At 62.0% G+C, this 13,620-nt stretch carries 11 protein-coding genes and 4 tRNA genes; 10 read left to right on the top strand and 5 right to left on the bottom strand.

Translation table 11 applies throughout. From position 1 onward, the window contains the following. Positions 1-176: 176 nt before the first annotated feature. From C8C89_RS27515 to C8C89_RS13820, 4 genes are all read left to right on the top strand, one after another. Complete coding sequence (locus C8C89_RS27515) at positions 177-1,832, top strand: methyl-accepting chemotaxis protein (protein WP_208327700.1); 1,656 nt, start codon at positions 177-179, stop codon at positions 1,830-1,832. Positions 1,833-1,916: 84 nt separating this feature from the next. Further along, positions 1,917-2,684, top strand: a complete 768-nt coding sequence (locus tag C8C89_RS13810) for a transporter (RefSeq protein WP_243858011.1) — start codon at positions 1,917-1,919, stop codon at positions 2,682-2,684. Positions 2,685-2,726: 42 nt separating this feature from the next. Then, on the top strand, positions 2,727-3,329 hold the full coding sequence (locus C8C89_RS13815; protein WP_243858012.1) for a hypothetical protein: 603 nt from the start codon (positions 2,727-2,729) through the stop codon (positions 3,327-3,329). 20 nt (positions 3,330-3,349) lie between these two features. Next, a complete protein-coding gene (locus C8C89_RS13820) occupies positions 3,350-4,648 on the top strand; it encodes an NAD(P)/FAD-dependent oxidoreductase (RefSeq protein ID WP_133990414.1) in 1,299 nt (432 codons plus the stop codon). Between the two features lie 42 nt (positions 4,649-4,690). Here C8C89_RS13820 and C8C89_RS13825 read toward each other — a convergent pair whose 3' ends face one another. Further along, positions 4,691-5,206 (bottom strand): DUF6265 family protein, encoded by a 516-nt coding sequence (locus C8C89_RS13825; RefSeq protein WP_101481881.1) that lies wholly within the window; start codon positions 5,204-5,206, stop codon positions 4,691-4,693. Positions 5,207-5,283: 77 nt separating this feature from the next. Then, positions 5,284-5,997 (bottom strand): ATP-binding protein, encoded by a 714-nt coding sequence (locus C8C89_RS13830; RefSeq protein WP_133990416.1) that lies wholly within the window; start codon positions 5,995-5,997, stop codon positions 5,284-5,286. Positions 5,998-6,304: 307 nt separating this feature from the next. Here C8C89_RS13830 and C8C89_RS13835 point away from each other — a divergent pair, with 307 nt between their 5' ends. Then, positions 6,305-6,700 carry a hypothetical protein gene (locus C8C89_RS13835; protein ID WP_101481879.1) on the top strand — a complete coding sequence of 132 codons (396 nt, stop codon included), beginning with the start codon at positions 6,305-6,307 and terminating at the stop codon, positions 6,698-6,700. A gap of 74 nt (positions 6,701-6,774) precedes the next feature. On the opposite strand, the gene C8C89_RS13840 is transcribed toward C8C89_RS13835, so the two are convergent. Together C8C89_RS13840 and C8C89_RS13845 are read right to left on the bottom strand one after the other, a co-directional pair. After that, a complete protein-coding gene (locus C8C89_RS13840; protein ID WP_101481878.1) occupies positions 6,775-7,758 on the bottom strand; it encodes a diguanylate cyclase in 984 nt (327 codons plus the stop codon). Positions 7,759-8,058: 300 nt separating this feature from the next. Continuing rightward, positions 8,059-10,530: an ATP-binding protein gene (locus tag C8C89_RS13845; protein WP_133990418.1), complete on the bottom strand. Its 2,472-nt coding sequence runs from the start codon at positions 10,528-10,530 to the stop codon at positions 8,059-8,061. A 425-nt stretch (positions 10,531-10,955) separates the two neighbouring features. On the opposite strand from C8C89_RS13845, the gene C8C89_RS13850 reads away from it, so the two are divergent. The 4 genes from C8C89_RS13850 to C8C89_RS13865 all read left to right on the top strand — a co-directional run bounded on the left by C8C89_RS13850 (position 10,956) and on the right by C8C89_RS13865 (position 11,597). Further along, positions 10,956-11,032: transfer RNA gene (locus tag C8C89_RS13850), tRNA-Arg, on the top strand. 82 nt (positions 11,033-11,114) lie between these two features. Then, a tRNA-Arg gene (locus tag C8C89_RS13855) sits at positions 11,115-11,191 on the top strand. Between the two features lie 78 nt (positions 11,192-11,269). Further along, positions 11,270-11,346, top strand: a tRNA-Arg gene (locus tag C8C89_RS13860). A gap of 174 nt (positions 11,347-11,520) precedes the next feature. Next, positions 11,521-11,597 (top strand) — tRNA-Arg (locus C8C89_RS13865). Positions 11,598-11,652: 55 nt separating this feature from the next. Here C8C89_RS13865 and C8C89_RS13870 read toward each other — a convergent pair. Continuing rightward, positions 11,653-12,525: an AraC family transcriptional regulator gene (locus tag C8C89_RS13870; protein WP_133990420.1), complete on the bottom strand. Its 873-nt coding sequence runs from the start codon at positions 12,523-12,525 to the stop codon at positions 11,653-11,655. A gap of 115 nt (positions 12,526-12,640) precedes the next feature. On the opposite strand from C8C89_RS13870, the gene C8C89_RS13875 reads away from it, so the two are divergent. Continuing rightward, complete coding sequence (locus C8C89_RS13875) at positions 12,641-13,597, top strand: phytanoyl-CoA dioxygenase family protein (RefSeq protein ID WP_133990422.1); 957 nt, start codon at positions 12,641-12,643, stop codon at positions 13,595-13,597. The last annotated feature ends 23 nt before the right edge of the window (positions 13,598-13,620 follow it).

The following is a 13,620-nucleotide window of genomic DNA, read 5'->3' on the forward strand; positions in this document are numbered from 1 at the left end:
ATGACCGGTGTCAGGTCGAACGGCTTGCCTAGCATGGCAAGCCGTTTTGCATGTTGTTGCATATCAAGGAATTATTATTTGGTGACAATCCGAGCATTTTTTTCTGTGTTTTTTCTTTATATTCAAGCCAGTAAGCTCCAGTTGCATCGAGTATCGGCCAGTCTACGGGAGAAAACATGTTGAACCGGATGAAGGTGGGAACGCGCTTGCTGGCGGCATTTTTTTGTGTTGCGCTGATGGGGGCCGTCGTGGCCGGTATCGGCATCTTCAATATGGGCAAGATCGATACCATGGCGGGGCAGATGTACAACAGCGAATTGCTGGGCTTGTCGCACATCAAGGAAGCCAACATCGCCCTGATCAAAGTGGGGCGCGCCCGTAGTAATTTCTTGCTGGCCACTACCGCCGAGGAGCGCGCCATGCGCCAGGCCGACATCGAAAAATTCCTCGAATTAAACAAAAGCTACCTTGCCAAGGCGGAACCGCTGTTTGTCACGCCGGCCGCCAAGGAGCTGTTTGCCCGTTTTTCCGCCGTCGAAGCGGAATATATCGCCACCATGCAACAGGCGTTGGCGCTGGCTGCAGCCGAGCCGCTGTCCCAGCGCAGCGCGCAGCTGATTGAACTGCTCAACAAGACGCGCCAGCATGCGGACGAGCTCGACGGCATGCTGGATAAACTCTCGCTGCAGAAAGAAGAGCGCGCCAAGGCCGCAGCGGCGCAGGCGTCGGGCGTGTATCAGGCCAGCCGCAGCTTCATGCTCGCACTGGTGCTGGGCAGTATGGCGGCCGGGCTGGCGCTGGGGGCGCTGATTACGCGCGGACTGACGCGCCAGCTGGGCGGCGAACCGGCGTATGCCGTCAAGATCGCGGGCGCCATCGCCGAGGGCGACCTGACCGTGGATATCCGCACGGCCAGCCATGACAACGCCAGCCTGCTGTTCGCCATGAAAACCATGCGCGACAAGCTGGTGGGCATCGTCAGCCAGGTGCGTTCGGGTACGGACACCATCCATACGGCCTCCAGTGAAATTGCCCAGGGCAACCTCGACCTGTCATCCCGGACGGAAGAGCAGGCCAGTTCGCTGGAAGAAACGGCGTCCTCGATGGAGCAGCTGACCTCGGCCGTGCGCCAGAACGCGGACAATGCGCGCCAGGCCAATACGCTGGCCGGCGCCGCGTCCGACGTGGCCGGCAAGGGCGGCGCCGTGGTGGGGCAGGTGGTGCAGACGATGGAATCGATCAATGCCTCTTCGCGCAAGATCGTCGACATTATCAGCGTCATCGACAGCATCGCCTTCCAGACCAATATCCTCGCCTTGAACGCGGCCGTGGAAGCGGCCAGGGCGGGCGAGGAGGGGCGTGGTTTCGCCGTCGTGGCGTCAGAAGTGCGCAACCTGGCACAGAGGTCCAGCCAGGCCGCCAAGGAAATCAAGACCCTGATCGGCGACTCCGTCGAACAGGTGGAAATCGGTTCCAGGCTCGTGCATGACGCGGGCAAGACGATGGATGAAGTCGTCGCCAGCGTGCGCCAGGTGGCCGATATCATGCAGGAAATCACGGCCGCCAGCGCCGAACAGAGCGCAGGCATCGAGCAAGTCAATCAGGCCGTCTTGCAAATGGACCAGGTGACGCAGCAGAATGCGGCCCTGGTGGAAGAGGCGGCCGCCGCCGCCGAATCGCTGCAAGACCAGGCGCAGACCTTGACGGAACTGGTGGGCGTGTTCCGCCTGCATGCCCAGGCGCAACAGCTGGCCGCGGCCCCGGCCAGCAACGTCACGCCGCTGCGCCGGCCAGCGCCCGCCGCCAGGCAGGGAGTGCGGCGCCTGGCTTGACCGCGGCAGTACCGGGCGCAACACGCACGCCTGGGCTTGGTGGTAGGCTGTCGCTTTTGCGCATTTGCCACTTCCGGGTCTTCCATGTCTTCTCTCCGCTTGCCGTTGCTGTGTTTCTCCCTGCTGTCCTTGCCGGCCCTGGCGCTGGCGCAGGACGGTGATCCTGTCCTGCCTTACCGGCCTTCCGTGGCCAGCCCCGCCCAGCTGCCCGTGCCGGGCCAGCTGGAATTCGAGGCCGGTGGCCTGTTGTCGAAAACGGACGATACGCGCCGCGCCAGCCTGCCATACACCTTCAAGCTGGCGTTCACGCCCGAATGGGGCGTGCTGCTCGAAGGCGAGGGGATCGTGCGTGCGCGCGATGAAACGGGCCGGCGCGAGACGGGCTTGGGCGACACGACCGTCGTGCTCAAGCGCGCCTTTGAGCTCGACAGCGCCACGGCGCTGGGCTTGGAACTGGGCTGGAAGTTAGCGACGGCCAAGGACGCCATCGGCAGCGGCAAGAGCGACGTGTCGCTGAACGGCATTGTCAGCCGCGACTTGGGCGCCGTGCACATGGACGTCAACCTGAATGCCACGCGCCTGGGCGCATCCGACCCGGCGACGGGCAGGGTGCAAACGGGCTGGGCGGCCTCCTTTTCCACGCCAGTCAGCGCGCGCTGGGGCGCCACGGCGGAAGTGTCTGGCACGCGTTTGCGCGGTGCGCCGGCCACGGCGCAGTTGCTGCTGGCAGCCACTTACAGTCCCACGCCACGGCTGGCCGTCGATATCGGCATGGCGCGCGGCTTGACGGCGTCGTCGCCGGACTGGTCGCTATTCAGCGGACTGGTCGTGCCTTTGGGCAAGCTGTGGTGAGATGGTAACGCCAGTGCTTATGTGTCCTTGCGAACAAACAGGGTGGCGCACAAGGTCTACAATGGCGGCATAACTGATAAAAGGAATGTCCCCATGAAAACCCTTGTGCTTGCCGCCGTCTTGCTGTCGGCCGCCACCGCCGCTGTTGCCCAGGTCGGTGTCTCCGTCACCGTCGGCCAGCCCGGCTTTTACGGACGCCTCGACATCGGCGATTATCCCGCGCCGCAATTGATCTACGCCCAGCCAGTCATCGTGCAGCGCCCGCAATACTATTCGGCCCGGCCCATCTATTTGCGCGTGCCGCCCGGCCATGCGAAAAACTGGTCCAAGCACTGCCGCAGGTATAATGCCTGTAACCAAGAGGTGTATTTCGTTCAAGATAGTTGGTATAACAATCAATATGCTCCCCGCTATCGCCAGCAGCATGGCGATCATGGCCGTCCCGGTGGACGTCCGCCGCAACAGCATGGCCGCCCGGACTACGGCAACCATGACCATGACCATGACCGTGATCGCGGCCATTATGACAAGCATGATGACAAGCATGATGACAAGCGCGACAAGCATGAAGGCAAGCGCGACAAGCATGATGATAATCCGGGCAGAGGCCATGGCAACGGCAACGGCAACGGGCGCAGGGACTAAACAAGCAAGCAGGAGGATCTTTGCATAGTAAAATCGTCATCGTAGGTGGCGGCGCAGGCGGCCTGGAGCTGGCCTGCAAACTCAGCCGCAAGCTCGGCCCCGGCCAGGTGACCCTGGTCGACAGCCGCCTCTACCATATATGGAAGCCGTCGCTGCATGAGGTGGCGGCCGGTACCCTGGATATTCACCAAGAGGGTCTGTCGTACCAGATGTTGGCGCATGACAATGGTTTTACCTATGTCTATGGCCCCCTGATCGCGCTCGACGCCGCGTCGAACAGCCTCACCGTGGGCGCCATCGCCACCGATAAGGATGAACAGCTCTTGCCGCAGCGCACGGTCAGCTATGACCAACTGGTGCTGGCCGTGGGCAGCACCTCGAATTACTTCGGCGTGCCCGGTGCCAAGGAAAACACCATTTCCCTGAATGCCACGGAAGACGCCGAACGTTTCCGTTTGACGCTGTTGAAACTGCTGGCCATGGCCGAGCAGCGCCAGGGCGATGCAGGTCATCCTGGGGTTGACATCGTCATCATCGGCGGCGGCGCCACGGGCGTGGAACTGGCGGCCGAATTGCGCGAAGCGAGCGGCGTGTATGCCGCGTATGGTTTTCAGAATCTCAACGCCATCAAGGACGTGCGCATCACCCTGCTCGAAGGGGCGCCGCGCATCCTGGCGCCGCTGCCCGAGCGTGTGTCCATCGCCGCCTCGAAACTGCTGCACAAGCATGGCATTAGCGTGGTGACCGATACGCGCGTCACCACGATCGAAGCCGACAAGGTGACGGTGGCCAGCGGCACCAGCTATGCGGCCGATATCTGCGTGTGGGCCGCCGGCATCCGCGCGCCGGAATTCCTGTCGACTTTGGGCTTGCCGACCAACCGCGCCGGCCAGCTGGAAGTGACGGGCATGCTCAATGTGCAGGGCCATGCGAATATCTTCGCGCTGGGCGACTGCGCCGCCTGCACGGGGCCGGACGGCAAGCTGGTGCCGCCTCGCGCCCAGGCTGCCCACCAGCAAGCCGATTACCTGCTGAAAACCTTCCTTCTGCAAGCGAAGGGCAAGCCGCCGCAAACCAAGCCGTACGAGTACCTCGACTACGGATCGCTCGTGTCGTTCGGACGTACTACCTCCGTGGGCACCCTGATGGGTTCCCTGAAGGGGCTGAGCTGGTTCGTGGAAGGATTTGTTGCGCGCATGATGTATGTCAGCCTGCATTTGATGCACCACAATGCCGTGCTGGGCAGCGTGCGCACGGCCGTCATGGCCATGGGGCGCTTCCTGATCAAGCGCAGTACGCCGCAGGTCAAGCTGCATTAAACCGTTGATGTCAACAATAAAAAGGGGCCTTGCGGCCCCTTTTTATTTGCTTCGCGCCACTGGCGCCGCTTCGCAGCGGCCCCGCGTCATGGGGAAGGCTATGGTGGTGAGCTTGCCTTTCATCGTGCCGGTGATGCTGGCGTGCAAGATGCGCTCGCTGTCGTGGCGGTAGATGATGCGGCTGGGAAAGTCATTGTCCAGGTTGGCGAAGATGAATTCATTCGGCTTGTCCTGGCGCAATAGATTGAAAATCACAGGCGGCTGGCCTGACGGCTGCACGATGTAGGCCAACTGGCCCGGTTCGGTGAGGCGGATCTGCACGAATTCAAAGGCTGTCGTCTTGCCGCCCTTGACGGTGCGGCTGGTGCCGAGGAGGGTGCCGCCGGCGGCCGTACTCCATTGTTCCCCGGAGCCGGGTTCGGCGCCGTCGACGTTCCAGCAGCCGGCCAGCCAGGCCAGCTTGTCCACGGTTTCGGGCGGCGGCACGGTTTTTTCCGCAGCCTGGGCGGTACTCATGGCCAGCAGCGCTGCCAGCAGGGTGGGGATGAGTCGTTGCATGAGGTCTCCTGTCGTCGAATCGCTGCGCGGGGCAGAGCGCTCCCGCAGGCATCTGGCTTGGTGCTGCCTGGTAAGCACTATTCTTTCGGACTAATGCGCGGCAAGACGACGGTCAGGGCCGTGCCGCCTTGCGGGTTGGCGGTCAGGCTCAGGCTGCCGCCGAGGTAGTGCACGCGCTCGCGCACGGAGCGCAGGCCGTGCTTGCTCATTTCGACGGTTTCCCTGGCCGGCAGTCCATTGCCGTTATCCTTGACGGTCATCATCAGCGCTTCGTCATTGTCATCGATGATGATGTCCACTTCTGTGGCGTTGGCGTGCGTGGCGATGTTGCTGAGCGCCTCTTCCAGTGTGCGCAGCAGCGCCACGCCCACGTTACGGGGGCAAATCAGTTCATCGTCGGGCAGGCTGCAGCGCACGGTGATTTTGTGCTGTTCGGCAAATTGCGCGGCCAGTTCGCCCAGCGCCACATTGACGCCAAGAAACTCCAGCTTGTCGTTCCACAGCTTCATCTGCATTTGCCGGTTGGTTTCAATCACATTCAGCAGCAATTGCTTCATGGTCGCAGCACGGTCAAGCAGGGCCGCTTCCTGCGGCATTTTTTGCGTCAGCAGCGACAGGTGCATGGTCAGCGCCGTCAGCGATGAACCGAGGCTGTCGTGCAGCTGGCGCGACAGGGCGCGCCGTTCATTATCCCAGCTGGTGTTGACATGACCCAGCAACTCGCTGAGATCGGCGGCGCGTTCCGCATCGGCCTGGGCCGCTTCCTTGTTCGGATCTGTTTGTGCGGACATAGCGCCCCGTGAATGGTGAAAGGTGGACCAAATTCAAGTGGTGGATCATACATGAGGATTTCATCGCAGGGCGCATGGATGGAAAATTTCTGTCTTTTCGGCAATTTTAATCTCCTCCCATCATTTTTATATCATAGGCAAGATTATCGTTTGCGCCAAGGGGGCACAGTTACCGTCGTTACGTACGGCTGCGCACATACCGGGGCACCGCACGCTGCCATAGTGGGGTTGTGCATTACCCCATGCAGCCTTGGCGCCTCGCGGCGCAGGGCGCAGAGGCCCGCTTACCGAAACGAAAGGACATGCCATGAATATCGATACCATCGTCGACCAGGAATATGCCGACAAAAGCTTCCGCGACATCGTCAATGCCCCCATCAGCGCCCTGCGCGGCGTCAGCGCGAAGGATGCCAAGGCCTTGCAGCAGGCGTTTGGCGTGCACACCGTGCGCGAACTGTCCAACCTCAATTTCGTCAAATGGGCCAGTGCGCTAGCCATCCTGGCCGATGAGGAGGGCATGAGCGGCGAAGAACGGGCCAAGGAAGAACTGCTCGACGACGCCGTGGAAATGACTTTCCCCGCCAGCGACCCGATTTCCGTCGATGCGGGTATCACGCGCATCGAAGTGGCGCCGGACACCGTGAATGCGCAAACGGACCATCAGCACGCGGGCCAGCATCAAGTGACGGCTGGCAAGAAATAAAGCCTCCCAGGCAGAAAAAAACCGGCTGGCCGTGAGGCTTGCCGGTTTTTTCATGTGTCGCGCGGAAAGTAAGCTCAGGCGATCAAGGGCATGCCGCTTTTCTGCATGTTCACCTGCGAGGCGATTACTTCGTGGGGCGAGCAGCAAAAGCGGTTCTTGCCCGCGCGCTTGGCTTCATACAGGGCCGTGTCGGCTGCACCGAGCAGCGATTCGACTGTGCTGGCGTCGTCCGGGTAGATGGCGATGCCGATGCTGGTCGACAGGCGCAGGGTCAGGTCATTGATGAAATACGGTTCGGAAATTACCTCGATCAGCTTGGCGGCGGGTTCGCGCGCGTCGCCCTTGCCGGCCAGGTTGCCCAGCACGATGACGAATTCGTCGCCGCCGATGCGCGCCACCGTGTCTTCCTTGCGCGAGGCGCCCACCAGGCGCGCCGCCACCATCTTCAGGATCTCATCGCCATAGCCGTGGCCGTAGCTGTCGTTGATGGTCTTGAAGCCGTCCAGGTCCAGGTACAGGATGGCCGACTTGCCCCGGTTGCGGGCCGATTGCCGCAAGGTATGTTCGATGCGGTCTTCCAGCAGGCGCCGGTTGGGCAGGCCCGTGAGCGGGTCGTGCAGGGCCAGTTCCTGCTGCTGCTTGCTGTACTGGGCCAGTTCCTTGTACAGCAGGCGCACTTCCAGCATGTTATGGATGCGCTTGTGCACTTCCATCAGGTCGAAGGGCTTGCTGATGAAGTCGCGCGCCCCCGCTTCCAGGGCGGCGATCTTGAAGCTCGGCTGCGCCGTCAGGGCCAGCACGGGCAGGTAGCCGCCATGCTCGATTTCCTTCAAGCCCTTCATGACCTGGAAACCATTCAGTTCCGGCATTTGCAGATCCAGCAAGATCAAGTCGTAGCAATGCTCCCGGTGCAGGGGGCAGACCTGGGCCGGACGCATGGTGGCCGTGACATTGGTATAGCCGGCATCGCGCAGGATTTCCAGCATCAGGTCGACATTGTCGGGCGAATCGTCGACGACCAAAATTTTGGCTTTCAAAATCTCATCTTGGCTGGGCATGTAGGGTCTCGGTTAATACGGTCTATGCAACGCTGGCTTCTACCGCTGGTGATCGGCTGACGGCGGTGAGAAAGATAGTAGCGCCTTGCAACAAGATGAGGCGCACAACAGCGCTTGAACTCGCTTCTGCCACTGATGGCAGCCAAGGCTGCCTGTCTCCTGCCTGCCGTGCAGGTGTGCTACTGCATTTAAGTGTAGCAAACTTCAGCTTAGTTGCTTGTAGGACAGTGCCGCGTCTGGAAGTAGGAAGGCCAACCCACAAAAATAGTCATTTTATTCTGCACTATGTATTTCTTTGCATCATCTTTTTAAGGGCGTAGCCGTGACGCGCGTCGCCGCCAGTTGCGCCACGGCTGCCACCAATTCGGCCGGGTCCAGCGGTTTCGCGACCCAGGCCTGGAAGCCGCTGGCCAACGCCCGCTGGCGATCTTGCGCTTGCGCAAACGCCGTCAGCGCCAACGCAGGCAGCCGGGCGGTACCCGGGGAAGTGTGCGCACGGATTTGCGTCAGCAAGTCGACACCGTCGGCATCGGGCATGCCGATGTCGCTGACCAGCACATGTGGGCGCACCTGCGCCAGCAGTTGCAGCGCTTGCTCCACGCTGCCGGCGCCATGCACTTCGGCGTGGTGGTCGCGCAGGATGCGTTGCGTCAGTTCGCGCCCATCGGCTTCGTCATCGACCAGCAGCACCCTGATGCCGCGCAAGTCATGGCTGGCGGACGGGACGCCGACCGCCTTGCGCGCCGCAGTGGCCGGCGTGCCCAGCGGCAGGCGCACGGTGAAACTGGCGCCCTGCATGTCGCCGGCACTGCTGGCCGTGACCGTGCCGCCATGCTGCTCCACCAGGTGCTTGACGATCGACAGTCCCAGCCCCAGGCCGCCATGCTTGCGCGTGGTGGAGGCATCGGCCTGGCGGAAGCGGTCGAATACGTGGGGCAGGAAGTCTTTCTTGATGCCCACACCATTGTCGGCCACCGTGATGGCTAGACGGGTCGCCTCGCGGCACACGCCGATATCGACCTGTCCCCCTTGCGGCGTGAACTTCAGGGCATTCGACAGCAGGTTCCAGATCACTTGCTGGATACGGCCGGGGTCGCCCATGATCGTGTCCGCATCGCTGGCGATACTGCTGTGGATGGTGATGTGCTTGGCGTCGGCCGCCGGGCGCAGGGTTTCGATGGCCGAGGCGATGACGCTGGCGGGCGCGAGGGGCTGCAGGTCGAGCAGCACTTTGTCGGAGGTGATGCGGTTCATGTCGAGCAAGTCTTCGATCAGTTGCGCCTGCGCGCGCGCATTGCGTTCGATGCTTTGCAGCCCACGGTGCAGGTCCGCCTGGTCGCGCGTGCCGCGCCGCAGCACCTGCGCCCAGCCCAGGATGGCCGACAGTGGCGTGCGCAGTTCATGCGACAGGGTGGCGAGAAAATCATCCTGCAGCTGGTTCGTGCGCTCGGCCTCGGCACGCGCCTCACGTTCGCTGTCGAGCAGCACCTTGCGCTCTTCGGCGGCGCGCGTGGCGGCCGCGTACAGGCGCGTATTGTCGAGCGCGACGGCGGCCTGCGCCGCGATGGCCGAGACGATGCGTTCGCTGCGCGCGCTGAACATGCCCGCCTGTGGATGGCCCAGCAGCAAGCGCCCCAGCAACAGGCCCGAGCGCGAGCTGATGGGCAGGCTCAGGCAGCTGCGCAGGGGCGGCGCGCCATCGGCGCTGGCTTCGGGCGCGGCCAGCAAGTCGTTCTGGCACATAGCCGGTCCCTGGCGCAGTGCCGTGGCGATGGTCTCGGCCTGGCGCAGGCTGATGCCGTTGACGGCGCGCGCCGCAGGGTGGACATCGCCCGCATCGTCATAATAAAAGGCGCCGAAGCGCGCGCCGCTGATGCGCGTGGCCGCATCGACGGTTTCCTGCAGCAGGGCCGGCAAGTCCAGGGTGGCGGCCAGGGCCGCGCCCGTGTTGTTGAGCAGTTCCAGCACGCAGGTTTCATCGCGCAAGGCTTCCTGCGCGCGCTTGACCTGGTCGACGTCGGTGCTCGTGCCAAACCAGCGCAGCAGCTGGCCGCCCCGGTCTCGCACGGGATTGGCGCGCGTCAGGAACCAGCGGTACTGGCCGTCGGCGCCGCGGATGGGAAATTCCATTTCGAAGGGCGTGCCATCGTGCAAAGCGGCCTTCCAGCCTTGCAGCATGGGCGGCAGGTATTGCGCGTCATAGGCGATGCTCCAGCCGTCACCCGCCATCTGTTCCGCGCTGGTGCCCGTGTAGTCGTGCCAGCGCTGGTTGTACCAGGCGATGGTGCCGTCGAAGCTGGCGATCCAGGCCAGTTGCGGGATGGAATTGGCCAGCGTGCGCAAATCGTCCTCGCTCTGGCGCAAGCTTTCCTCGGCCGCCTTGCGCTGGCTGATGTCCTGGATATGCGTGGTCAAGCCTTCGCTGGACGGGAAGATGCGCACTTCCAGCCAGCGCCCCAGCGGCGGATACTGCAGCTCGAAACTGCCGCTGTGCTGCTGCGCCATGCTGCGGCGGTATTGCACTTCCAGTTCCGTGCCCTGCAAGTGGGGACAGGCTTGCCACAGGCTGCTGCCTGCCAGCTGGCTGCCGGGCGGACGCTGCGGCGCGAGCATGTCGGCGCCGCGCGTATTGATGTAGCGGATGGTCCAGTCGTGGTCGAGCAGGCAAAAGCCGTCGGCTATGCTCTCCAGCAAGTTGGTCAAGCGCTCGTCTGACAGGCTCAGCGGCGCTGATGGGGGTAGCAGATCTTGCTTGCGGTCATGCTTAGCCATCGGAAATCCTGCAACGGTGAGTCTGCCGCACGGGCTTTTGCCCAGCCGGGCCGCCGTCGCTAAGCTCAGTTAATGGGTCATGAGGGGAGTGCCTGCCGTCATGAAGCAGAGGAGGCACAAGTGTCCCTGTCTGGCTGGTATTGTAGCCCCAAGCGGGGCGGCGCCACCGCACGCTTGCCTGCCGCCTGCAGATAGCACTGGACAGGCGGGAAGGCAGTCCCTATAATCCCGCTTCTTTCGAGACAGCAACTTCTCGATACGCTGGATACCATTGTGAAAGCAGCGGTGTACATCGATGAAAGGCGTAGGCTTTTCGGCAGTGAAAAGGTAGGCGATGGTGCGGGGCGGTATTCTGCAAAATCAGCTAAGCGATTGAAAAATCGAACTTTTCAAAGCGAAATGAATACGCTATAATGTTTGCCTGCGCGGCTGTAGCTCAGCTGGATAGAGTACTTGGCTACGAACCAAGGGGTCGTGGGTTCAATTCCTGCCAGCCGCACCAGAATACTGAAAATCAGACTTTGCCTGGTTTTGTTGTAAAAAGTTTGACCTCCATGTTGTACCGGAGCTGTTGTAGAAGTTTTGCGGCTGTAGCTCAGCTGGATAGAGTACTTGGCTACGAACCAAGGGGTCGTGGGTTCAATTCCTGCCAGCCGCACCAGTATTGCCAAGATCAGGTCTGCCTGGTTTTGATGAAAGTTTCAAGCTTCGTGCCGTTCGGCGAAGTGTGTCAGAGTTTGCGGCTGTAGCTCAGCTGGATAGAGTACTTGGCTACGAACCAAGGGGTCGTGGGTTCAATTCCTGCCAGCCGCACCAGTATCAGCAGTAAAGAAAAAACCCGGAAAGGTGACTTTCCGGGTTTTTTTCGTTCGTCCGTCCGGTCGGCAGCGGTGCTGCCTGCTGTTGAAAAACAGGGGCGGCCGTCAATTGTGAAATATCGCCGCGACGCCCTTTGCCATTCTGCAAAGCCCTGCTATAATCTTGTCTTAGGCGGCTGTAGCTCAGCTGGATAGAGTACTTGGCTACGAACCAAGGGGTCGTGGGTTCAATTCCTGCCAGCCGCACCAGAATATTGGGGGTCAGATTGTAAAATCTGATCCCCTTTTTCGTTTCCGAATGGATTTATGATGCGCCTTTGGCGCCGCGCCGGTATTGCAGGCGGAACGCGCGCGGCGTGACTTGCCTGGCGGCGCGGAACTGGCGGTTGAAATGCGCGAGGTTGCGATAGCCCGCCTCTTGCGCGATGACGGCGATGGCGAGATCGCTTTCGATCAGCTGTTGGCAGGCGCGGCCGATACGCAGCCGCGCCAGGTATTCGCCCGGCGTGCAATGCGCGTGGCGCTTGAAACAGCGGTGAAAGGCGCCCAGCGACAGGGCCGCCTGCCGCGCCAGGGTTTCCAGTGCGATCTCTTCCCTGAAATGCCCGTGCATGAAATCAAACACGCTGGCCATGCGCTTTTGCTGGCCATCGGGCATCGGCGCCTGCGCTGTTGAGGCCAGCGGCCGCGCACCTGCATCGCCGGCCAGTGCCAGCAACACGTCGAGCAGAAGCGGCAAGCGCTGCGGCACGGTCAGGGCATTGAGTTGCAGCAGTTTGGCCGCGCTGTGCGCGCTCGTTGCCGGCGAAAAGTGCAGTGCGGGACCGGCGCGTGCCGCCAGTTGCCGCAAGCTGTGCAACTCGGGAAAACAGGCCGCCAGCTGCTCCACCCATTCCAGTGAAAACCACACGACGACGGCCAGCATGGGCTGCGCGCGATCGATGCGCTCGCTGGCTGACCAGGTGTGGGGCAAATTCGGCCCCAGCAGCACCAGGTCGCCCGGCTCGAAGTCGCCCAGGTGGTCGCCGATATAGCGTTGGCCCCTGGCATTGACCGTCAGGGTCAGCTCGAACTGCGGGTGGTAATGCCAGATGAAGGGGATGGCCTCGAGTTCGCGCCACAGCAAGCCCCAGGAGTGGCCCACGGGGATCGTGACTTGTTCGAATAAAGGCGTCATTGTGACGATTTGATGGTATGGATAGTCAGGATAGTATCAGTATTGGCCGCTTAGCGCGCATTTCAACTGGCCGTGCCATCGCACAATCTGTCCCATACCAACAGAGGAGACAGCGATGCAGATCCCATACCAATACGGCGAAGGCCGTCCCGGCAATCCGTCCGTAGCCTACACGGAGCAGACCCAGTTGCGCGACATCCAGAAACAGCTGCCTTTGCGCGTGCTGTCCGACAGTGATTTTTTGCACTGGCAAACCTATGGCTACGTCATCGTCAAGGATGCAGTGTCGCCCGAGCAGGTACGGCGCACGACGGATTTCCTGTGGGAATTCCAGGGGCTGGACCAGCACGACCCCGCCACCTGGAACCGGGACCAGCTGCGCGACCACGCGATGAAGGAACTCAATGGTTCCGGCATGGTCGAGGCCTATCACAACCAGACCTTGTGGGATAACCGCCAGACGCAGCGCGTGTACGACGCTTTTGTCGATATCTGGGACCGCGAAGACTTGTGGGTGACCATCGACCGCGCCAACCTGAACACGCCGAACAAGGGCAAGCGCAAGTTTGGCGGCTTCATCCACTGGGATGCGGACACCACGCTCGACCCGCTGCCCGTCAACGTGCAGGGCGTGCTGGCCCTGTCCGACACCTCGCCCGAGAGCGGCGGTTTTCAGTGCTATCCAGAATTGTTCAACAACTTGCTGGCCTGGCGCAAGACGGTGCCGCTTGATCGCAATCCGTGGCAACCGGACCTGGCGACGGTGCCATACCCGATGGAATTCATCGCCATGAAGAAAGGCGAGTTGTTGATCTTCAACAGCCTGCTGGCGCACGGCATCCGCCCGAATACATCGACTCACCAGGTGCGCCTGGCACAATACATTTCCTTTACGCCAGCCCAGCAAGACAATCAAACCTTGCGCGGCTGGCGTGTGCAAAGCTGGCGCGAGCGCAGCGCGCCGCAGGGCTATGCGTTTCCCGGCGACCCCGAAGAAAAGGAAAAGCTGCGCTATCCGCAGGCGCGCTTGACTGCGCTGGGCGAGAAGATCCTTGGCGCGCGCGACTGGTAAGTGTGGCGCCAGGGCCGCTGGCA

The organism is Janthinobacterium sp. 75 (genome assembly GCF_004365495.1).
GTDB lineage: Bacteria > Pseudomonadota > Gammaproteobacteria > Burkholderiales > Burkholderiaceae_D > Janthinobacterium.